Source organism: Pseudoalteromonas porphyrae (assembly GCF_001298125.1).
Taxonomy (GTDB): Bacteria; Pseudomonadota; Gammaproteobacteria; order Enterobacterales; family Alteromonadaceae; genus Pseudoalteromonas; species Pseudoalteromonas neustonica.
The window spans coordinates 84,651-107,288 of sequence record NZ_LHPH01000007.1 but is presented as its reverse complement, the minus strand read 5'-3'; the positions used below and the strand labels follow the sequence as shown (position 1 = coordinate 107,288).

Below are 22,638 nucleotides of genomic sequence, written 5' to 3'. Positions count from 1 at the left end.
ATAAAACTAATTATTAGTCTTCGTCGATCGAGTGTGCGTAGCCTTCTGCGTCAAGCAGGTTTTCTAGCTCAGACTCGTCAGATGCTTTAATGCGGAATAACCAACCGTCGCCGTAAGCATCACTGTTTACAGTTTCAGGTGCATCTTCTAGGTCTTCGTTGATTGCAACGATTTCGCCACTGATTGGTGCATAGATGTCTGAAGCTGCTTTTACTGATTCTGCTACTGCACAATCTTCGCCAGCGTCTACTGCATCGCCCACTTCTGGTAGTTCAACAAATACCATGTCGCCAAGAAGTTCTTGTGCATGCTCAGAAATACCTACAGTGAAAGTACCGTCGCCTTCGTTGCGAACCCACTCGTGTGAAGAGGCATACTTTAACTCGCTAGGGATATTGCTCATTTTATTCATCCTTTGGTTTTGATACCAATCAACTTAAATATTTAACCATTCTAGCTGTCTAAATAAAGCGCTAACTGCGTTATTAATTTATCAGGTAGAACAACTACATATCAAAATTAATGCCTTGTTATCACTCTATTTATCTGTCGCTATAAGTGGTTAATAACTCAACATGATTGGTATTATTGGGTGATAACACCAAATTTTAATTTATACTTTAAAGTACTGACTTACCGTTACGTACAAAGCTTGGTTTAACTACTTTTACGTTAACTAATTTTTTACGCATTTCTACTTGGGCTGTCTCGCCAGTTGAACGCGGAACACGTGCAAGGGCAACACTAAAACCAAGTGTTGGTGAGAAAGTACCTGAGGTAATAACCCCTTCGCCACCATCAACAATTACTTTAGAACCGCTACGCAATACGCCTTTATCTTCAAACACTAAACCAACAAGTTTGTCAGTGCTTTTGTCTGCGCGTTGCTGAACGAGTACATCACGACCGATAAAATCACGATCTTCAGGTTCCCATGCAATGGTCCACGCCATGTTTGCCGCAAGTGGCGAAACGCTTTCGTCCATATCTAGGCCGTAAAGGTTCATACCGGCTTCTAAACGTAGTGTGTCACGTGCGCCAAGACCTGCCGGTTTAACACCTGCATCTAGCAGTTGTTGCCATAGATCAGCCGCTTGTTCGTTCGGTACTACAATTTCGTAACCGTCTTCGCCAGTATAGCCTGTTGTGGCAATAAATAAATCACCTACTTGCACACCAAAAAATGGCTTCATACCTTCAACGGCAGCTTGTTGCTCCGTGGTTAAAAGTGTGGCTGTTTTTGCTTTAGCATTTGGGCCTTGTACTGCAATCATTGCGAATTCTGGACGCTCTGTCACTTCAACGGCAAAATCTGCTGAAACTTTAGCCATGTGCGCTAAATCTTTTTCGCGAGTCGCTGAGTTAACAACTAGGCGGTAATCTGTGTCTGAGAAGAAATAAATGATTAGATCGTCAATTACGCCACCTTGCTCGTTAAGCATACCGGTGTAAAGTGCCTTACCTGGGACTGTTAACTTAGCAACATCGTTGGCAACTAGTTTACGTAAAAATGCTTGTGCTTGTTCGCCTTTGACATCAACAATCGTCATGTGTGAAACGTCAAACATGCCTGCATCGGTACGCACTGCGTTGTGCTCTTCGATTTGTGAACCATAGTTGATAGGCATTTCCCAGCCGTGAAAATCAACCATTTTTGCGTTTGATTCAAGGTGCTTTGCATGTAAAACAGTTTTAGAAGTCATAATATTCCTTCACTTTATAATAAACCCAATTTTGGGCGTGGCCTCAATTTAATGAGGGGGAATAACATGGGCGGCGATTATACATAAGTTGTACTGCACTGACACCCAAATTGCGATTTGTTCTTTCAAATAAACTACAAAAAACTGGCAAGTGAATAATACGCTAGCCAGTTTATTAATTAATGTTTAGGCAACTTCAGGGAGTGACATATCAAACCCGCGCTGCTGTAAATGCGCTTGCCATTTAGCAAGCTCTGGCGCTTTTGCCACCAGCTGAAAATACTGCTGTGATTGCTTTTCAATGGCGGTAATAAATACATCGCCACTTTGCGCACCATAGCAGCTATTAATATCTGATAAACGTAAGCCTGGTGTAAGCTTAAACGCCTCGATTAAGGTATCAAAAGCATGTTCGCCGCATAATAATAAAGTAGCTAATTCTTTGCGTATTACAAATTCAATATCGTAGCGAAGCTGCTGCTCGCTGATCAGCGCTTGTAATTGTGTTGCGCCGTCGCTATGCAACACAAATCTAAAGGCAGTTTCACTAAAATAATATAAAGCAAAGCTATACGTGCTATTTAAGTCACCGTCTAACGTACCTTTAATACCTAACCCACTGGCGGTTAGCTTGTTAATATCTAACCCTAATATAGTGGTTAAAAATGGGATTGCTTCAGTGCCGCTAAAATCTATCACCATGTTGTTGGTATTAGCCTCAAGCAGGTTGCTATCTGGCACGTCAACTTGGCTATGGCGAGCAAACATTATTGGAGTAAAAGTCATTATCGACACCTATCAATCATTAGTCTCAAAAGTATATTGCGGGTGGCTGGCAACAACAAATTGTAATTATTTATCAATTGATAAATAATGCTTATGTATTTAACCCTATAAATTGAATTTTTTTATATGAAGAATATTTCAACAGACAGCCTACGCACCTTAGTAACCGTAATTGAAGTGGGCGGCTTTGCCAAAGCGGGTGAATTACTGGGTTTATCGCAACCTGCGGTAAGCTTGCAAATTAAACGCTTGGAAGATGTGCTTGGTCGTAAATTGTTCAAAAAACAAGGTCAACGCCAAGTACTTAATCAGTACGGTGAGCTTCTACTGCCACTTGCCAAGCAGATGTTACAGCAAAATGATGCGATTCTTCAGCTGTTCACTAACGAAAATGTGACAGGAAAAATACGTTTGGGTATTCCCAGTGAATTTGCAGCCCGCATACTGCCTGCCATTATAGGCGATTTTGTGGCGCTCTACCCTGATGTATCGTTAGAGGTTAAATCACGATTAAGTAAACATTTACTCTCCGTTGCACGCCAAGATCAATTTGATTTGGTGCTTGCGCTTAATGAAGATTTAAACTCTGAAAAATTCCCTGTATTTATGCAAGACCAGCTGGTGTGGGTTGGCGACTTAACGCTTGCACAAAATGAGGTCGTCACGCTAGTAACTGCGCCGGAGGGTTGTATATATCGCCGTCGCGCTATTGAAGCCTTACAATTAGCGGGCATTAAATACCGTATTATTTACAGCAACGCTGATTTAACCGGCTTAACCGCCGCATTAAAAGAAGGTTTGGGGATCACAGTGCTGGCAAAAAGTACCGTGCCGAATGAGCTAAGTTATCAATTACAAACCAAGCAACTGCCAGAACTTGGCCAAATAGGTATTAGCTTAATAAAACGTGCCGATGAGCCTGAACACGCCGTAGACAAACTCGCTGAGTTTATAACATTACGCTTAAGCTAAACTCCAGATTAAACAACAAAAATAATAAGACACTGTTTAAATGATAAATATAAACGCTAAGCAGCTCATCATGATAACCTAGCACACCTCAAATGTCTGATTGTGCAAACAACTCAAAATTTACAATCTGTAAATCTGCAAATAAGTGCTCTACTGCATTGTTAAACCCAAGTACTGCGGTGCTTAAATAATTTTTTTGACTAAGATCTTCAAATACACTGTGATTACTTGCACTACTGACATATTTTTGCAAAGCAGTAAAATAAAGACGATTGCCTGCAAAATTACCCAATGACAAATACAACGCCCTATTCGCCAAATTTTGCTTTAAGGATTGATTAATTTTGTCGTGCCACGCTGTATCAGCAAGCTCAAGTGCGGGGCTTATGATTATCGCCCCTTGATAATGCTGCGGGTAATTAGCAAATAATGCTAATGCCTTATTTGCAGCCGTAGAAAACCCTTCTATTAATGTAAAAGGTGCAACATTAAAGTTTACGCGTATATACCCAAGCCACCTCAAGATGCAGAATTCAGCGTTTCACAGAGGCTTAATATCAAGGCGTTACTTTGTAGGAATGGCCGCCCCTTTTAAGAAGGAACAACGATGAGAGTAAGTCGCTGTGAAAAGCCCAACGGGTTGGTTTAAAAGCGATTTATACTGCGTTATTGATTTTAACAATAGAACCACTATTACTTGCAATCAATGCTTTGCCTAAATCGCTTTTAATTCCAACTGAAACTCGCATCTTGAGGTGGTTTGGGTATAAAGGGTAAACATCGGTGTGCAAAATTGTCGCTAGTAGCTCATCATCGCTGTAATTCGCTTTATCTGAGCGTTCAATATTAGGAATACGCACCATAATTACCTTGGGCATAGGCCCAAAATCAACATGGCTCAACCAATCAATTTGGCTTTGTAACATAGCGATACGGCTATCACCAGCGCTAGTTGCTAGTAATGGATAAGGCGTCACTCTCTTTTCATCGTAACCATTGGGGATATAAATCTCAACTTCGATTGGCTTAGATAAATGAGCTGATTTGATACTCAGTACTTTTAAACCCGACTGAATGGTACTTGCATATGTAATGTTACATAACTGGCATAAAAAAATAGCTAAAATAATTTTCATATAAACTCCTTTGAATAGAGTTTTCATCTTATCTATTAGCAGGTTATTTGATTGATAAAGGCGTGATATAAAACTGATGGTTTACTGTTTTACTTAAGTAAGCTTACTTAAACAAAACTACTTAATCGTTAAACATGTAGTTTGAACAAAGAAAAATCACGAGTGGTACTTTAGTGCCAACTTTGAAGTGTTGATTGGCCTCAAACATTAATACTAAACACCTATATTCGAAAAAATGACATAATATAATATGCAATGACATTGATTCGTATTTGTTACCGTGTTTAAATTAGTAAATTATTTTTGTTTCCATTAAACATACAGGATATTCAATGAAATCTCAGTTTATTGTTTCTACTCTTGCTGCAGCAATTGCCTTATCACTAAGTGCAGGTGCTATTGCTAAAGATGTAACTGAAAAAGAGCAAGCATTTGAACAAATCACCGTAATTGGCTCACAAGCAGCTATTAACGACATTCCAGGTTCAGCTACTTTTATCAGTGATGAAGAGCTACAAAAATTTGAGTACACTGATATCTCACGCGTATTGAGCTCAGTACCTGGTGTATATGTTCAAGAAGAAGACGGCTACGGTCTGCGCCCTAACATTGGTATGCGTGGTACAGGTACTGGCCGTAACGATAAAATTTCTGTAATGGAAGATGGCGTACTAGCCGCTCCAGCTCCTTATTCTGCTCCATCAGCTTACTATTTCCCTACTATGGGTCGTATGCAATCAGTTGAAGTATTAAAAGGCGCAGCATCTGTTAAATATGGCCCACGTACTACGGGCGGTGTTTTAAACTTAGTATCACGTAGCTTACCAACAGAAGGTTCTACTGGTTTAGTTAATGCAGAACTTGGTACTGATGGTTTTTATAAAGGCCATGCGTACTTCGGTAAAGAAAAAAATAATGCCGCTGCCCTAATTGAAGTTTTCAGCTATGGCGCTGATGGCTTTAAAGAATTACCAGTAGGTAGCGACAACACTGGTTTTGAAAAGAACGACGTATTACTTAAATTTGGTTACAAATTTGGCGAAAACGACGCACATAACCTAGAAATGAAAATTAAGTACTCTGATGAGCAATCTGACGAAACTTACATGGGTTTAACTGAGGCTGATTATCAAGCGTCGCCAAATCGTCGTTATGCTGCGTCGCAAAAAGACCAAATGAACACGCAACATAATGCATACCAATTAAACTATGCATACCGTTTTGGTGCTGGCTATGAATTTTTAGCAACAGCTTACTTAAATGATTTTCATCGTAACTGGTATAAAGCAAGCAAAGTAAGCGAAAGCTACTTAGCACAGTACAGTGAATTTGAAGCTGCACCAACAGCTGAAGGCATTGAAGGTATTGGCGTTAAAGCGAATAACCGTGACTACCAAGCAAAAGGTATTCAAACTGAACTACACATTCCAGCAGGCGATCACTACATCACTGTAGGCTTACGTCATCATCAAGATGAAATGGACCGTTTCCAGTGGGAAGACAAATACACGCTTAACCAAGACCTTTCAATGACACTAACAAGTGCTGGTGCGCCTGGTTCAAACAGCAACCGCTTTGATAGCGCTGAAGCAACGACATTATTCATTCAAGATGAATGGACAATCGATGCGTTAGTTATTAATGCAGGCCTTCGTTATGAAGACATCACTATTACTCGTGAAGAGTGGTCTAAATCTGACCCTAAACGTGAAAATGGTTTAACTAAAAATATCTCTAACGATACACAGATCTTAGTACCTTCACTTGGTGCAACTTATACTGTGAGCGATAGCCTAACGTTACTTGCTGGTATTCAGCAAGGTTATGCACCAGCTTCACCTGGTAATGCTGACCAAGAAGAAGAAGAAAGCTTAAACATCGAGTTTGGTGGCCGTTATAACGTAGCTGGTTTTGATGGTGAAATCATTGCGTTCTTCTCTGATTACAGCAATATGCACGGTAACTGTACTGCATCTATCGGTTGTAGTGATGAGAACATTGGTGACCAATATAACTACGGTGAAGTAGAAGTATCTGGTTTTGAGTTCTCAGCAGGTCGTATTTTCGAAACTGACAGCGCAACATTCCCAGTACGTTTAACTTACACTTACACTGACTCACAGTTTAAAAATGACTTTGCATCAGATATCTGGGGTCAAGTAAATAAAGGCGATGCAATGCCTTACGTTCCAGAAAATCAACTTGCTCTTTCATTCGGCGCAGCGCTTTCAAGCTTCGTATTTGATACGCAAGTACGTTATGTATCTGACGCGCACGCTGATTTAAGTGCTGACGGCCTAAATGCAATCGACAGCCGTGTAGTGTGGGATTTAGCCGCTAAATACTTAATTGATGACAATCAAAAAGTATACCTAACGGTTGATAACTTGTTTGATAACACTTACATCGCTAACCGCGCAAACGGCGGCATCCAACCTGGTAAGCCACGTACAATCCAAATGGGTTATAGCTACGCGTTTTAAGCGTAACAGCTAAAAATATTAAAAGCCGTGTTTGATAAATCAAACACGGCTTTTTTGTTACTATTATTTATTACGATAATGACGAACCAATCGTAGGGCGTAATTTATCACGAACATGAAAAGGTGCGTAGATTAAACCTATTAGTAACTTCAAACCTCAGTGCATTTTGGGCTAAAGCCCAACCTACATCGCTCCAACAACTAAACACAGGTCCACTTGTAGGTCGTGATTTATCGCGAAAACAGCGCGTAGATTAAACCTATTAATAACCGCAAACCTCGGCGCCTTTTGGCTAAAGCCCAACCTACATCGCTCCAACAACTAAACACAGATCCACTTGTAGGTCGTGATTTATCGCGAAAACAGCGCGTAGATTAAACCTATTAGTAACTTCAAACCTCAGTGCATTTTGGGCTAAAGCCCAACCTACATCGCTCCAACAACTAAACACAGATCCACTTGTAGGTCGTGATTTATCGCGAAAACAGCGCGTAGATTAAACCTATTAGTAACTTCAAACCTAGGTGCATTTTGGGCTAAAGCCCAACCTACATCGCTCCAACAACTAAACACAGGTCCACTTGTAGGTCGTGATTTATCGCGAAAACAGCGCGTAGATTAAACCTATTAGTAACTTCAAACCTCGGTGCATTTTGGGCTAAAGCCCAACCTACATCGCTCCAACAACTAAACACAGATCCACTTGTAGGTCGTGATTTATCGCGAAAACAGCGCGTAGATTAAACCTATTAGTAACTTCAAACCTCGGTGCATTTTGGGCTAAAGCCCAACCTACATCGCTCCAACAACTAAACACAGGTCCACTTGTAGGTCGTGATTTATCGCGAAAACAGCGCGTAGATTAAACCTATTAGTAACTTCAAACCTCAGTGCATTTTGGGCTAAAGCCCAACCTATATCGCCCCAACAACTAAACACAGGTCCACTTGTAGGTCGTGATTTATCGCGAAAACAGCGCGTAGATTAAACCTATTAGTAACTTCAAACCTCGGTGCATTTTGGACTAAAGCCCAACCTACATCGCTCCAACAACTAAACACAGATCCAATTATAGGGCTTGATTTATCGCGAAAACAGCGAGTAGATTAAGCCTATTAGTAACTTCAAACCTCAGTGCATTTTGGGCTAAAGCCCAACCTACATCGCTCCAACAACTAAACACAGATCCACTTGTAGGTCGTGATTTATCGCAAAAACAGCGTGTAGATTAAACCTATTAGTAACTTCAAACCTCAGCGCCTTTTAGGCTAAAGCCCAACCTACATCAAGACTACACGTAAGCATCTAGCCAATTTTGATCACTACCTCAAATTCAAGGCATAAAAAAGCGCGGTATAAAACCACGCTCTTTATCACCAAACTCGCTAGCTTTATTCAAGCCTGCAGCTAGATAACTTAACTATTTCCAACTTCTCATTTTATGGCCTTTTAGGGCATAAAATAAAATGAAGATATAGCTTGGGATCATCACGATATAAGCACCTTGAGAACCAAGACCGGCTACGTTACCTAATCCTATAAGTAATGGACCTAATGCACCACCCGCAATACCCATGATTAATAAACCAGACGCAGTACCCGTTAAACGGCCAAGCCCTGCAAGTGCCAACGGCCAAATTGCAGGCCAAACCATTGCATTAGCAAAACCTAGTAATGCGATACATAACAATGGATCAGGTAACTCAGGGCCACCAAATGGTACAAGTAATAAGTTAGCAATAATAAACGAATCGTTGCTGCCCATAACTACGGCAAGCACAGTCACAATACCGGCAATACCTGACATAACAAGTGCATTTTGCTGCGACATAAAACGTGGAATAAGTGCAATACCAATAGCATAACCAATTAACATACACGCCATAGTATACGAAGTCATAACAGAGTAATCAGCAATTCCTAAGTGTAGTGCATATGAACCAATAGTATCTGCTGCGATAACTTCAACGGCTACATATAAGGCAATACCAATAACGCCTAACGCTAGGTGTGGGTGGCTTAACGCTTCTTTTACTTCACCTTTGCCGTTACCTTCAGATTCTTCGAATACTAAATCTGGTAATGGTGCAAACTTAGCAAATAATGCAAATAGAAAGATTAAACCAGCAATACCGATATAAGGTAGGATCAAGCTATTCGCCATCGCATCTTTTTGTGCTTGTGATAACTGTTCACCGTCAGCAACTACGCCGCTTACGACTACGGCTGCAAAAAGTACCGGTACAATTACACCAGCAAACTTATTTAATAAGCCCATAATACATACACGTACTGCAGCAGATTTCTCAGAGCCCATTTTAACCACATACGGGTTGATCGCGGTTTGTAAAATAGTTTGGCCAACACCTATCATTAGCTGTGCAAATAAGAATATTTCGATCATTTGCATTTTAGCGGCAGGTATATACATTAGCGCCGAAGCAGCCATTATCGCACACCCTATCGCCATACCATTTTTATAGCCAACACGCTTTATAAGCATTGCAGATGGGATACCTGCGACTGTTACAGCAATATAAAACGATGAAATAATAAACGATGCTTGCAATGGTGATAACACTAGCATTTGTTGTAAAAACGGGGTTATTGCGCCATTCAACCAGGTTATACACCCTAGAATAAAGAACATTGACCCGGCCAATGTCATTGGCAGCCAAATACTATGTTTTGTGTTTGCGTCACACTCGACGGTTGCTTCCATAATTTTATCTCAACTGTTTATTTTAATTAATTATTTTAGTATTACACTGTAAAAGCTTTAAAAAACAAGGCATACAATACTAAAACCATTTTTATTACATAAAATTAATCATACACCAACAAAAATGACAGCGCTATCATTTTAGGCCAACCAAAAAACTAAAAAGCCGCACGATTAAGACTCGCACGGCTTTTTATTCACTCATCAAACATGTTAATTATAGCTCTAATGCTCGTCCTTTACGCAAACCATTAACTGATATTGCACGTACCTGCTGTGCTGATACTGGCTTGCTATCGGCTTTATACTTAAGCCACTGCCCATCACTGTTTTGGTACTCAATTGTAAGCCCTGGATAAGGAATAAATGCATCAACGTTATTATCAATGGCGCGTGCAGCAACACTTGGAATACGATAAAAGCGCCCTGCTTGTTCCAACTTAGCTAATTCTTTAAAGCCAACTAACGCTGCAAAACGTTGCCAATCAGCCTCTTTTTGCTGCTTTAATGCTGTTTTAAAGTGCCCTGTATTTTGATCGTACTTAACTCCCTGCGTCTTATATTCAAGTTCCCATGGTGCTTTATGCCAAGCACGTTCAGCTAACGCCAGCAGTCGAGGATAAAGCATATATTCCGCCTGACGGTCACTGCGCAATAACTCTGACCACAAATGCCCTTGTAGGCCATGAAATTTTTTAGTGCGAATACTCTGGCGGTCATCAGCACTGTAGTTCTGTGATTTTACTGACTGCCAAATTTCAGCATGTGCAGGTAAATTATCAGGCATAAACCCAAATACTTTTTTGCTATCAATAGCACGGCTTGCCCAGTGATTGCCCGGCTCCTGCGGATGTGACTGGTAAGGAAAATCAAAATAGGTCACGTCTGGGCTTGATAGCACCACATCCCAACCTTGGTTAGCATGACGGTGTGCAACTTGATGACCCTCTTCACTGAGCGTTGCCCATGCATTTGATTGCACGGTTTTGGGCATGTTCTTAAGTGCAACATCACTCATACCGTCACTCCAACCAGCTACTTTTAAGCCTTTACCAGCCACTAGGCTACTCACTTTTTCAATAAAGTAGCCATTAAATGAATGTAACTCTGGTTGTTGTTGCTTAAGTGCTTTGCAGCTTGGCGAATCAACCCATGCACCCGCGGTTTCATCAGCACCTATATGGTAGGTTTTAAAAGGTACCCCCGCTTGCACATGCAGCGCGTTTACTTCATCAAGTACTTTATCTATAAATTGATAGGTTGAGTCTAAACACACATTGAGCGTGTTATCGTTATAGTGCTGAATAGAGTTGTAGTTAGTTTTATCAGCAGGCTCCACCAAACGATACTTGAGTGCCTGTGCGCTTTTTCCTTGTGCTGTTAAACTATTAAAACGCGCTTCCATCGCGATAATCGCAGCGCGTGAATGCCCTGGCATATCAAGGGATGGGATCACTTCAATAAAATGCGCTTGAGCATGTTTCAATATTTCAATGTAATCAGCTTGGTTGTAATAGCCATTCACCGCAGCCCCCTTATTAAGTCCCGCGCCTAGTTGCGGTAGTAAACACGCTTGCTCGGTTAAATCTAAACAGCGTGTTGCGCCTACTTCAGTTAACTCTGGCAAGTCTTTAATCGCTAATCGCCACCCTTCATCATCAGCTAAATGTAAGTGCAGTTTATTTAGCTTATAAGCAGCCATTTGCTCTATGGTGTTTAAAATAAATGCTTTTGAGCGAAAATTACGTGCAACATCAATATGCATGCCCCTAAACGGGTAGCGTGGTGCATCAGTAATTTTGAGCGCGGGTATGGTTAAATTCTCAAGGCTCACTAATCCAGCAATACTCTGTAGAGCATAAAACACGCCTGATAGGCTGCTTGCACTGATCGCTATTTGATCATGTTGCATACTAAGGGTATAGGCTTCGGGCACATTACCCGGTAGATCAAAATTAATTGTGGTAGCTATACCTTGGCTGTGTTGCTTGATACCAAAGCTTGTTAGTCGCGTGAGCGCCGCGCTTAACTGCGCTTGATTGGTATCATCTAATTGTAAGTTTAGGCCTTGACTCAAATCGACCACTTCCCCTGTTAATACAGTTAAATCAGCCGGTTTTGGTATCACACTAAGCGGCGCTTTACTTAATGTAGCCTTTGTTTCATTTTGATATAAATACTCAGCCCCCATCCACACCGTGGCATCATCTTTACTCGTTTGTAATTGTTCAAGTGTTAAAAATGGGGCTAAATAAGGTTGCAACTCAAGCTTTGTATCAGGGTCTAAGGTGGTCTTAGTGCTATCAATAACCCGACTTTTTAAACCGCTACTTGCCAACATGTAGTTAGGCATAAACTCTGAGCGGGTAATTTGCGACTCTTGAGTATAAAACTCAATACTGATTGGCGTATTTGCTTTAAAGCCAGTAAACGCTGCTGTGGGCTTAATTTGGTGTAAGTCACCATTAATATGAGTAATGCTAAATTGCGCTGAGTCAGTGCTGTAAATTGGCATTAACTGACTAAAATAAACAGACCAGCTATTACTTTTTACGTCGTAAGGAGCGCTCAATGTTAACCGTGATAAGTAGCACTGCGCTTGATGCGGTGCTGGGCACACATCAGGCTTTGCCGATAGTAGCTCATAGTTTACCGATAATTGCTTAGCAAGCGTATCTAGCTCAATTTGTGTTGGTGCTTTAGCCATTACTGTGGCCGAGCATGCCCCAGCCATAAATAATAAAAATTTACGCATAGTTGGCTCCTAGGGGCTGATCGCTGGTAATTTCGTGCATGAACAAGGCGTGGCTGCCCAGTAATGGCGCATCATCACCCAGTTCACTGATACGAATATCTAACGACTGTAAAATAACCGGATTAACAAGCTTGGCTAGCTGGGTATGTAAACTCGGTAAAAAGAAAGCCGATGATTGAGCAACTGAGCCACCAAGTACAATAACATCAGGGTCAAACGCCAGAACTACGTGGCTTATTGCATTGGCTAAGTGCATGCCAAACTCATCGAATAACTGCAGCGCATGTGCATCACCATCAAGGGCATCTTGGTAAGTTTGTTTGCCCGTTGTACCTTGATTAATAAAAAACTGCCCTGAGGTAAAGTGCTCAATAATACCTTGCTGATAAGTAAAACTACCAAACTCGCCAGCGGCGGAATGCTTGCCAGTGTATAGCTGACCATTTAACACCAACCCTGCGCCAAGGCCCGTGCCTAAGCAAATTCCAATTAGATTCGTATCTGATTTAAAGTCACCTTGGGTAAATTCTCCCATAGCAAAACAATTGGCATCGTTATGAACAAGCACAGGTAATTTAAAGTGCGTGTTTAACAATTGCTTTAGGTGTACGTTTTTCCAATTAGGGATATTAACCGTTTCAATTACTTCGCCTGTTTTCATCACTACCATACTGGGTACGCCAATCACTATACCCATGCATGTTTGATCAATAACTTGACTGATAATACTGCATAAAAAATCGTTTGTTTGCTGCTTACTTGCAGCGCCATCCACGTCAAAATAACGTTTTTCAATTACACCATTAGCGGTTACTTTTGCTACTAGTGCTTTCGTGCCACCTAGGTCAACACATAATAAAGTTTGTGACATTACAGCCTCTTTTGTCATCAAGTTAAATTAGTTACTTTCAGCAAGTGTTGCTGTTTGTGAATTACGTTTAAACGTGTGATTAGCAATAAGAGGCTTAGCCCAGATACCCACACTTAAAATATAACCAAGTGGTATAAGTAACAGTAATAATGATAGTTGCAAGCTACCTGTCAGCTCACTCATCGCTCCGACTATAGGCGATGCAAACGCACCACCCACAATCCCCGTGCATAAAATTCCTGATACCGTGCCATGCCCTTTTGCAACCGAGTTTAATGCCAACGAAAATATCACTGACCACATAATTGATAAGAAAAATCCAACCGCAGGAAACGCCCATAAAACCAACGCAGTCCCTGCAAATAATGCCGTTAGTAGACTTATCACTGCACCAACACTAAAAGCCAGTAAGACATGTTTAGCATCAAAGAGTTTTAACAATATAATTCCCAATAAACACCCTAATGTCAGTGATAACCAAAATTGGCTCACCACTTGGGCTCCTTGTGTATTTGGATCAAGTTGGTGGTAGGTTTGTAAAAACACTGAAATTGAATTAGCCACGCCTTGCTCAAGTGCGACATAAGCCACAATGGCGAAGAAGAATTTAATTACGGTTGGATCTTTAAATAATTGCAGGCTTTGTCTAATACTGTTTTGCTGCGAACTCTGTGCTTGCGCCTTTTTTTTCATAGGAACAACACTGATAACCACGAGCATCACCACGCATAACAGTGCAAATAATACGTACATACTTAGCCACGTCATATCTGCGGGCACTAATTGCAACAACCAGTTTTGACCCTGTGCGTGTGCATCAGCTTTAACAAGTGCGCTATACACCAGCGGTGATAACGTTGCCGCGCCACCAAACATCAACTGCGCCGCCACCGAAAACACAGCGAAATGTTTAGATCCACCACTTGCCCTTAGTAGCGGGTTAATGGCCACCTGCAACAGCGCCATGGCGGTGCCAATTAAAAATAACGCTAACATTGCCACTGCAAAAACAGGCATGCTAACAAATAGCACACTACCAAATAGTGCCAATGAGAATGCAATCAGCATCACCTTTTTCTCACCTAAGCTTTGCACTAATAAACCTGCTGGGATCGACATCACACCATAGGCAATAAAAAATGCAAACGAGAAAAAGCCAGCTAGGGTTAAACCAATATCGTAACTTTGGATCAAAGCCGGGAATATCGGCGCAAGTAAGTTCGTTATAAATGAAATAACAAAAAAAGTACTGAGTACCATTAATACTATCAAATAATTTTTTTTCATAATTGTGCTACCTGAAAGTCTACAAATAAAATAAAAAGAGTGGTGATTACAATCTGTTCGTGGGCATCCAAACAAAATGATTCAAGGGAATAGTTAATCACCACTCTTAATTGGTTAAGTCTGCCACTTTAAAATAAACCATGCGGCACTGCTCTACGGCTTATTGGTACTTTTCAACCCACTTTAGCCGATGTGCTATATTGATTTTTCATCGTATGCAGTTGCTTTGCATGTGGTTCGCAGTGCTGATCACACAACTCATTTAAATATGCTTTTGCCGCATTATTTATTGCAGTGGATGCGGGATCAAATACCTGCTGACAACGCTCACTTTTAAAATCCATACCACCGAGCAAGCAATACCAACTTGGCCTAAAATAAACCTGTTGTTGAGCATGCTTTGATAAGTAAACGTCAAAATCATCGCCATTAAGCCATGCGATTAATAATGATTTTAATGCGTTGGAACTATGCGTTAATTGCGTTGCAGCTAGCCAATAGCTGCTGTTGGTGCGCTGACTGGTTGCATAATGCGCCACCACATAATCTTTAATCCCGTACACTAATTGATGTAATTGCTGATTAACGTGCTCGGTCAATGCTAATGGTTGCTCGTTGTTTTGCAGCTTTACTAATGCTTGGCTAAATAATTTAATACTGTGCTGAGTCACCATCAAAGACGTCGCTTCAATAGGCTCAATAAAACTGTGCGCCAAACCAATCGCCATGACATTTTTTTGCCAAGCTGACTGCATACACCCCACTTTCATTTTTAAATGCCGAAAAGCGCTATTTTGTGCATCTATATTTAATTGATCTGCAAGTTCAGACTGGGCTTGTTCGCCAGTGATGTGTTTTGAGCTATACACATAGCCGTTACCAGTGCGACTGGTGAGGGGAATTTGCCAAGACCATCCAGCACTTAACGCTGTTGATTGGGTGGCACATGAAATAACGCCATCCGTAGTTACAGGAGTCGCTACAGCGACTGCGCTATCGTTAAGTAGTTCATTCGCAAATGAGTTAAAAGGGGTTTTTAGGGTTTGCTCAATTAATAATGCATTAAAGCCGCTAGCATCAATAAAAAAGTCACCGTTAACCTGTCGACCATCAATAAGCGTAATACCGACAATATTGCCGCACTCACTTAACTGCGCTTGGCTAAATTCACCATCAATATGTTTAACGGCCTTTTCTTGCGCATAGGCTTTTAATACAGCAGCAAGTTTAGTGGCATCAAAATGATAGCCATAGGTTTGCTCTTTAAGCATTGGCGTATGCACTTTTGGGCTTAAATTGTGTTTTGCTATGTGGCCTGTTAAAAAGTAATCATCGGGTGCTTGCCAATCACCATTGCCGCGCCTTCTGGCATTGGCATTTACACAATATACCTCGGCCGTTTTTTCATCCATTTGGCTATAAAACGGGTGAAAATAGCGGCGTTCATCACCATTCCAATTGTTAAAATAAATTCCGGCTTTGTAGCTTGCATCACACTGAGGCATCCATTGCTGTTCACTAACCCCCAATGTATCCATAAACGTTTTTAAGTGTGGTGTTGAACCTTCACCAACACCGATACTGCCAATTTTACTTGATTCAACAACCGTAATATCCAGCTTTGGATGCTGTTTAGATAAATACGCAGCGCACATCCATCCTGCGCTCCCACCACCTAAGATAACTAATTTATTTATGATTGCCATAAGTTAAATATTAAAGGCCGCCAAACGGCGGCCTATCCTTATTAAAATTTATAACTTACGCCAAGGTAATAACGTGAACCAAACTCGATGGTATTTTGCGTTAAAGCAAAGTTAGTATCGTATGATTGCACTACTTCGTTAGTTAAGTTTACGCCTTCCAGACTAACATCTAAGTTTTCCATCGCATGCCAAATAATAGAAGCATCAAGTTGCTGATAATCATCATTCTTAACCGCTTGCGCTGCACCAACACCAATCCATTCACTACGCCAGTTATAAGCTAAACGGGTACTTATTATGTCGTTCTCAAAGAAAAGTGATGCATTAAAGCTATTTTCAGACACCCCAGGCACCATTTCTTTAGAGCCACTTGGTGTAGTTGTTTCGCTGTCTACATAGGTGTAGTTGGTGACTACACCAAAACCATTATCAAAACTATGCTGTAGTTGTAACTCAAGACCATTTACAGAGCCTTCGCCATTACTACGTGGGCGAGTAACGCGGCATTTATCGTACAGATCCGCACTTGCACCACACCCATCAACAAACTCAACGCCTTCAGTTGAAAAGACAACGTTGTCAATTTGTTTGGTAAAAAACCCAGCGGAGGCCATTGATGCTTCAGTAAAGTAATATTCAATCCCGATATCAGCTTGGTTTGCTTCGTATGGTTTTAGATCTGGGTTACCGCCAGTCGCACTACCAAAGTTGGCGTTAATTGCTAAGCCTGGTTTTAAATCACTGTAGTTTGCTCGCGACATAACTTGCGATGCAGCAGCACGTAAAATAATCTCATCCGATAAGTCATAGGCAAAATTTACACTTGGTAGCAGGTTACTATAATCAACGGTCTTGTTATAAACGGCACCACCTGCATAACCTCTGGAGGTTTGCTCTGTTTCTACATAACGCAGGCCAACATTACCCCGATAGTTTTCGCCGCTAAAATCGGCTTTAGCGTAAATAGCGATAATGTCTTCATCTACCGAGAACGTATTCCCTAGGTTGGCAACTTCTGTTAACTCGCCTGCCGCGTATTTACCACTAATAAAGTCCCACCACTTATTTGTATCAAGTGACGCATACGCATTTAATGTATGTCCAGCACTTTGAGAATGTAGCCCAGATAATACACCATCACTCCAATTTGCTAGATTACCATCAGGAACAAAACCGAGCACTTCATCTGGGTTACGATTAAAAGCTACACGTGAAAATTCGCTGCTATTAAATTTGATACCCGCTTTAATTGCGGTAAAGGTGTCACCATCGAGTTCAAATTTAAGGTCAGCCTGTGCGTAACTTACATTATGCTCTTGTACTGTGGTGTCAAAATTAGCCTCTTGTGCATGCTTAAACTTGCTTGCATCTGTAGCATCAAGGGATGTTAACCATACTTGATATGGGCCAGTAGCATCATAAGTAAAACCGCCATCTGTGCTGTTTTGGCCATTTGGAAATGCCGGATCGCCTATTTTACCGCCTTCATCTGAAGCTGGGATCCACCAAGATGATGCGCCAAATTGCGTGCCGCCGTCTGATGTAGATTTACCAATCACACCACTTACTTCAAAACCGTCACCTTGATACTTACCTGATAAATTAAGTACATCCGCTTTCATATTAACCGCATTGCGTACTACTGGGTTATAAATAATAGAGGCATACGCAGGTGTAATAGTTGCTCGTTCAGTACCGCCTAATCCATTATTAGTTACGTTGGTAGAGCCCGCACCACGCGCGCCAACTGTTAAAAAATTATGGTTTACATGCGGGTTATCAAATTCAAAGCGAAAATAATCAAGTACAAACTCCAGGTTATCAGTTGGCGCAAACTGTGCTGTTAATTGTGCGCTGGTACGTTCACGCTCTGATTTAAATGCCTGCGACCCTAAGCTCCATGCACCAACGGTTGAATCTTGCCCTGTTGCTTGATCTGCTGCAAAGTACTCGTAATATCCACCAATTGACTCAAGTACATGACGCCCAGAAGTTAATTGCTCATAAGAATACGCCGCTAAAATACCAAATTTTTCGTCATCATTTTTCCAGCTAGCCAGAACTGATGCGCCAGGATCTGTTTCATCATACAATGAACTTTGTGCCAGCTCAGCTGATACCATTAGCGTATTAGAATCTAAATCAAGCGGCTTACGTGTCGTTAAATTAACCGTACCACCGAGAGCGCCTTCTTCGATGTTTGCTTCAGGGGTTTTATACACTGCAACACCCGATACTTGCTCGGCTGATAACAGCTCCATATTAAAAGTACGAGTGGCTGGGCCTAAGTCGTACCATGAGGTACTTGCAACAGTTTGCCCATTTAACAGTACTCTTGATTGCTCTGGTGCAGTACCTCGAATAGTCACACCATTTACTTCACCGTATTGGCGGTCAACCGTGACACCCGAGATACGTTGCAGCGCATCACCAATGTTTTTATCCGGAAATTTACCGATATCCTCTGCGGTGATCGCATCAACTACACCATCGGCAAAACGTTTAGTGTTCATTGATGCTTCAAGTGAGCGGCGAATGCCACGCACTTCAATGGTTTCAATGTCACTTTCTGCTTGTGTTTCATTTGCTGCAAATGTCATCGGGGTGATATATAACGCTGAGATACATATCGCCAATGTTGACAATTTTAATGGTGCCTTGTTGTTTGTGCTTTTCATTCCTAGTCCCTCTATTTATTGTTTTTGATAGCGAAACTAGACTACCGTGCACAACACGTACTAAGAGGTACAATTCTCACCAGTTATGATACTTTTCGATCGGATAATTTGTAGGAATGTTGAAAAATCGAGCTAAAAAACCATAAATCACACAACATAACGATAGGTTAATACTAATTATGAATAGATAAGTATCACACCTAAGAGTATAAATTGTTCAAATAGAAGCGAGAATAATAACCCTAGGAATTAAGTCATGCGGGCAATGTGTGAAAAGGTCATCCCAAGCAACAACTCATCATGGCGATATTGTAAGTACAGCTTAGATTACATCCCTTTTAACTGGCACTACCATCCTGAATTTGAGATCTGTTTAACGCTCAATAGCCAAGGCGTTTGCCATATTGGTGATTATATTGCACCATATGATGATCTTGATTTAGTCATTTTAGGCCCTGATTTACCGCATACTTGGCAATCATCCCCCAACTCAGATAACAGTGTGCAAATTGTACATGTAGCACAAATACCAAAAAAATGGCTTAGCCAACATGTCAGTAACCACCCTGAATTAGCTGTTTTAGAAGCGCTATTGATTGCATCACAACGAGGGCTTAAATTTTCAAGGCAAACAGCGGTCATTGCTAAGCAATACTTTGAAAAAATTGAAGCCAGCGAACCTTTTGAACAATATTTAGGGTTGCTTGCATTATTAAGGGAAATGAGCAAAGAGCACAGCGCAAGAATGTTATCGAGTTCAACCTTTAGCGTGTCAACGCACACCCATCAAGCGCACGATAAATTTGATAAAGTAATAGATTATATTTACCGACATTATACTGAAACATTGTGCGCCGAGCAGTTGGCTATTATGGCGCATATGAGCACCAACCACTTTCATCGTTTTTTTAAAAAACGCATGGAACGCACATTAACAGAGTTTATTAACCAATTGAGAATTGGTCATGCGTGTAAAGAATTAATTAACACTAACAGGTCAATCACCGCCATTAGCGACCAATGTGGATTTAAAAATATTTCAAACTTTAATCGGCGTTTTTTAATGTTAAAAGGCGCAACACCGAGTGAATACAGAAAACGCCTAAGGCAAAAGTCACTCGTATAAAGCCACTAACCTTGCCCTCAAAAGCCTTACTCTCGCAAACTACCCTTACTTCCCTATCGCTTGTTTTGCAAATAGGTGCTTAATAGGGCCTAGGTTATCAACTAAGCTTAAACCCACTCCACGCACTAGTTTTTTAAGCGGGTTAGCGCCTTCAAAAAGTTCTTTTAAGCCTTGCATCATGGCTATGTGCTTTTGCGCGTCGAGTTTACGGGTACGTTCGTAATCACGCAGAGTACGTGAACTTGCAAACTCTTTATGTTGTTGGCTTAGCAGCTCAATTAAGTAAGCGGCATCTTTGAGGCCTAAATTCATACCAAGCCCAGCTAACGGGTGAATGGTGTGGGCAGCATCGCCTATTAACACTACTTTACCTTCTACCCACGTTTGCGCATAACGCATTGTTAATGGAAACGCAGCACGCTCACTTTGCACTTCACATAACCCACATTGGCTATCTAAAGCGGCCATTATCGCTTTATTAAAATCGTTGTTATCCATTGCTAATAACGTTTGGCAGTGCTCAGGACTTGTTGACCATACAATTGAATGAGTGTTGGCATCTGGCAATGGTAAAAATGCTAATGGCCCTGTTGGTAAAAATACTTGGCGAGCCATATTATTATGTGGCTCAGCGGTTTTAACCGTCGCGACAATAGCGTTATGGTCGTAATCTTTAAAGGTAATTGGCAAGTTAAACTGTTTGCGAATTGCTGAATTTGCACCATCAGCCGCCACCAGTAATTTGGCTATCACCGGCTCCCCTGAATCTAAAGTAACAAATACGTCATTGTCACTTTGATGAATTTGTTGGTAACGAGTATCAAATAATAAAGTTGCTTGGCTATGATTTTCTAGCTCTTTGATCAATGCATAACGAATAACATCGTTTTCGACTATATGGCCTAAATGAGGTAAATCTAGCTCATCGCTGTTAAAGGCAATTTTACCAAAACTGTCTTGGTCGCGTACATCCATATGGGTATAAGCGCGCGCCCGCTTTGCTATAATTTCTGGCCATACATTGAGGGATTCAAATAACGCTTGGCTAGCAAGGCTTAATGCACTTACTCGTAAACCATATTCATCGCCAGGCAATACCTGCTTTGACGCAGCATCTATTACGACCACGCTGATATTCGCTTTGGCTAACCCTAATGCGAGCGTTAAGCCTACACAGCCACCGCCCACAACACATACTTGTGCTTGCTTCATAGTCGTTTACCTTGTTTTACTTGCCCCATTAATTGCTTTGCCAATGGGGCTTTTAATGAGGAACATAAATCCATGGAGAATAAACCGCAGCTGCGGCCAAATGCCAGTACCCGTGATGAGTTTGAAAATAACCGCACTAAAGAATCCGTTAGCGTCATTACGGTATTAATATCTTGATTACGTTGCTTGGCATATTCACGTGTAAATGCGTAGCTGCCGATTGCTGATTCACTTTTTACTAATTCACTTGTTATTAGCTCACATAACAGCTGTACATCACGCAAACCTAAATTAAATCCTTGTCCTGCAATAGGATGAATTGCATGCCCAGCATTGCCAATAAGTACTGTTCGATGACTACTAAAAGACTCTGCACGGCCATACACTAACGGGTAACTTGCACGCATACCCACTTTACTAAATAGCCCGCCACGATAGCCAAACGCACTTTGTAGAGCATTAATAAAAGCATCATCACTTAGCTTTAGGTGATCGTCAATATCCGTTTTATCCATACACCATACTAGCGAATAACGGTTATTACTCATGGGTAATAATGCCATTGGCCCATGCTCAGTAAAGCGTTCAAAGGCATGATTATGGTGGCCATCTGCCACTTCGATATTGGCAATGATTGCCCCTTGCGAATATGGCTGGGTTGCAAAGTCTATCTTCGCTAATTCGCGCGTTGGCGACTGCGCTCCATCGGCAACAACCACTAACTTGGCATTTAAACTATTGCCTGATTGTAAGGTGATCTGTGCATTGTCACTTGTGTAGTTTAAGCTCGCGATACTGTCAGGACAAAACAGTTTAATGTGTGAATTGGTGAGCTGATTATGAAGTGAGCGGCCAAATGGATTAACTTCAACCACATAACCCAGTGCAGGTTGAGCAAACTCATCACAATTAATATGAGTTTTTCCAAAATGCCCACGATCCGATACGGATACTTTTTTAATCGCAGTAGCAAAACCAATATCGGGGTCAAACACCTGCAACCCCTTTAAAAACTGTACAGATTGCTGGGCTAGCGCAATGCTACGATCATCAAAACTAGGGTGATAGTCAGCATTTATTTGATTAGCCTCAACTACGGCAATGCTGAGGTTTGGCGCATGTTTAGCCAAGCTTAACGCACAACTGGCCCCCGCTAAACCGCCACCAACAATAACTACATCAAACTGCTCTGCCACGCGC

General features: G+C 41.3%; 16 protein-coding genes. 3 read left to right on the top strand and 13 right to left on the bottom strand.

Annotation, left to right across the window (positions count from 1 at the left end; genetic code table 11):
- Positions 1–13 precede the first annotated feature (13 nt).
- From gcvH to ADS77_RS07520, 3 genes are all read right to left on the bottom strand, one after another.
- The gene (gene gcvH / locus ADS77_RS07530) at positions 14–403 is read right to left on the bottom strand and encodes a glycine cleavage system protein GcvH (protein ID WP_054205601.1); all 390 of its coding nucleotides are present in this window, start codon (positions 401–403) and stop codon (positions 14–16) included.
- A gap of 217 nt (positions 404–620) precedes the next feature.
- Positions 621–1,703 (bottom strand): glycine cleavage system aminomethyltransferase GcvT, encoded by a 1,083-nt coding sequence (gene gcvT / locus ADS77_RS07525; protein ID WP_054453725.1) that lies wholly within the window; start codon positions 1,701–1,703, stop codon positions 621–623.
- Between the two features lie 186 nt (positions 1,704–1,889).
- Entirely contained in the window at positions 1,890–2,489 is a 600-nt protein-coding gene (locus ADS77_RS07520; RefSeq protein ID WP_054453724.1) for a hypothetical protein, read from the bottom strand.
- A 126-nt stretch (positions 2,490–2,615) separates the two neighbouring features.
- Between ADS77_RS07520 and ADS77_RS07515 the strand changes: the two genes are divergently transcribed.
- Positions 2,616–3,461 (top strand): LysR family transcriptional regulator, encoded by an 846-nt coding sequence (locus tag ADS77_RS07515; protein ID WP_054205598.1) that lies wholly within the window; start codon positions 2,616–2,618, stop codon positions 3,459–3,461.
- A gap of 88 nt (positions 3,462–3,549) precedes the next feature.
- On the opposite strand, the gene ADS77_RS07510 is transcribed toward ADS77_RS07515, so the two are convergent.
- Complete coding sequence (locus ADS77_RS07510) at positions 3,550–3,984, bottom strand: alpha/beta hydrolase-fold protein (RefSeq protein WP_054453719.1); 435 nt, start codon at positions 3,982–3,984, stop codon at positions 3,550–3,552.
- A 133-nt stretch (positions 3,985–4,117) separates the two neighbouring features.
- A complete protein-coding gene (locus tag ADS77_RS22095) occupies positions 4,118–4,597 on the bottom strand; it encodes a hypothetical protein (RefSeq protein ID WP_054453717.1) in 480 nt (159 codons plus the stop codon).
- A 332-nt stretch (positions 4,598–4,929) separates the two neighbouring features.
- On the opposite strand from ADS77_RS22095, the gene ADS77_RS07500 reads away from it, so the two are divergent.
- Positions 4,930–7,080: a TonB-dependent receptor family protein gene (locus ADS77_RS07500; RefSeq protein ID WP_054453715.1), complete on the top strand. Its 2,151-nt coding sequence runs from the start codon at positions 4,930–4,932 to the stop codon at positions 7,078–7,080.
- Between the two features lie 1,421 nt (positions 7,081–8,501).
- On the opposite strand, the gene nagP is transcribed toward ADS77_RS07500, so the two are convergent.
- From nagP to ADS77_RS07470, 6 genes are all read right to left on the bottom strand, one after another.
- Positions 8,502–9,803: an N-acetylglucosamine MFS transporter NagP gene (gene nagP / locus ADS77_RS07495; RefSeq protein ID WP_054205594.1), complete on the bottom strand. Its 1,302-nt coding sequence runs from the start codon at positions 9,801–9,803 to the stop codon at positions 8,502–8,504.
- A gap of 217 nt (positions 9,804–10,020) precedes the next feature.
- Positions 10,021–12,558 carry a family 20 glycosylhydrolase gene (locus ADS77_RS07490; RefSeq protein ID WP_054453714.1) on the bottom strand — a complete coding sequence of 846 codons (2,538 nt, stop codon included), beginning with the start codon at positions 12,556–12,558 and terminating at the stop codon, positions 10,021–10,023.
- The gene (locus ADS77_RS07485; RefSeq protein WP_054453713.1) at positions 12,551–13,429 is read right to left on the bottom strand and encodes an ROK family protein; all 879 of its coding nucleotides are present in this window, start codon (positions 13,427–13,429) and stop codon (positions 12,551–12,553) included. The genes ADS77_RS07490 and ADS77_RS07485 overlap by 8 nt, the downstream gene beginning before the upstream one ends.
- Before the next feature lie 27 nt (positions 13,430–13,456).
- Positions 13,457–14,716, bottom strand: coding sequence for an MFS transporter (locus tag ADS77_RS07480; protein ID WP_054453712.1), 1,260 nt, complete (start codon positions 14,714–14,716; stop codon positions 13,457–13,459).
- A gap of 173 nt (positions 14,717–14,889) precedes the next feature.
- Positions 14,890–16,422: a tryptophan halogenase family protein gene (locus ADS77_RS07475; protein WP_054453711.1), complete on the bottom strand. Its 1,533-nt coding sequence runs from the start codon at positions 16,420–16,422 to the stop codon at positions 14,890–14,892.
- Between the two features lie 41 nt (positions 16,423–16,463).
- Entirely contained in the window at positions 16,464–19,100 is a 2,637-nt protein-coding gene (locus ADS77_RS07470) for a TonB-dependent receptor (protein WP_054205589.1), read from the bottom strand.
- 256 nt (positions 19,101–19,356) lie between these two features.
- Between ADS77_RS07470 and ADS77_RS07465 the strand changes: the two genes are divergently transcribed.
- Positions 19,357–20,226: a helix-turn-helix domain-containing protein gene (locus tag ADS77_RS07465; protein WP_054205588.1), complete on the top strand. Its 870-nt coding sequence runs from the start codon at positions 19,357–19,359 to the stop codon at positions 20,224–20,226.
- A gap of 45 nt (positions 20,227–20,271) precedes the next feature.
- On the opposite strand, the gene ADS77_RS07460 is transcribed toward ADS77_RS07465, so the two are convergent.
- Positions 20,272–21,438 carry an FAD-dependent monooxygenase gene (locus ADS77_RS07460; RefSeq protein WP_054453709.1) on the bottom strand — a complete coding sequence of 389 codons (1,167 nt, stop codon included), beginning with the start codon at positions 21,436–21,438 and terminating at the stop codon, positions 20,272–20,274.
- The gene (ubiH, locus tag ADS77_RS07455; protein ID WP_054453705.1) at positions 21,435–22,634 is read right to left on the bottom strand and encodes a 2-octaprenyl-6-methoxyphenyl hydroxylase; all 1,200 of its coding nucleotides are present in this window, start codon (positions 22,632–22,634) and stop codon (positions 21,435–21,437) included. Before ubiH ends, ADS77_RS07460 begins: the two co-directional genes overlap by 4 nt.
- Positions 22,635–22,638: the final 4 nt, after the last annotated feature.

Bases quoted from the DNA above. Each gene is read 5' to 3' on its own strand.
- ADS77_RS07465 (WP_054205588.1), top strand. From the start codon at position 19,357: ATGCGGGCAATGTGTGAAAAGGTCATCCCAAGCAACAACTCATCATGG.
- ADS77_RS07520 (WP_054453724.1), bottom strand. From the start codon at position 2,489: ATGACTTTTACTCCAATAATGTTTGCTCGCCATAGCCAAGTTGACGTG.
- ADS77_RS07500 (WP_054453715.1), top strand. From the start codon at position 4,930: ATGAAATCTCAGTTTATTGTTTCTACTCTTGCTGCAGCAATTGCCTTA.
- ADS77_RS07475 (WP_054453711.1), bottom strand. From the start codon at position 16,422: ATGGCAATCATAAATAAATTAGTTATCTTAGGTGGTGGGAGCGCAGGA.
- ADS77_RS07480 (WP_054453712.1), bottom strand. From the start codon at position 14,716: ATGAAAAAAAATTATTTGATAGTATTAATGGTACTCAGTACTTTTTTT.
- ADS77_RS07490 (WP_054453714.1), bottom strand. From the start codon at position 12,558: ATGCGTAAATTTTTATTATTTATGGCTGGGGCATGCTCGGCCACAGTA.
- gcvT (WP_054453725.1), bottom strand. From the start codon at position 1,703: ATGACTTCTAAAACTGTTTTACATGCAAAGCACCTTGAATCAAACGCA.
- ADS77_RS07515 (WP_054205598.1), top strand. From the start codon at position 2,616: ATGAAGAATATTTCAACAGACAGCCTACGCACCTTAGTAACCGTAATT.
- ADS77_RS07470 (WP_054205589.1), bottom strand. From the start codon at position 19,100: ATGAAAAGCACAAACAACAAGGCACCATTAAAATTGTCAACATTGGCG.
- gcvH (WP_054205601.1), bottom strand. From the start codon at position 403: ATGAGCAATATCCCTAGCGAGTTAAAGTATGCCTCTTCACACGAGTGG.
- ADS77_RS07485 (WP_054453713.1), bottom strand. From the start codon at position 13,429: ATGTCACAAACTTTATTATGTGTTGACCTAGGTGGCACGAAAGCACTA.
- ADS77_RS22095 (WP_054453717.1), bottom strand. From the start codon at position 4,597: ATGAAAATTATTTTAGCTATTTTTTTATGCCAGTTATGTAACATTACA.
- nagP (WP_054205594.1), bottom strand. From the start codon at position 9,803: ATGGAAGCAACCGTCGAGTGTGACGCAAACACAAAACATAGTATTTGG.
- ADS77_RS07460 (WP_054453709.1), bottom strand. From the start codon at position 21,438: ATGAAGCAAGCACAAGTATGTGTTGTGGGCGGTGGCTGTGTAGGCTTA.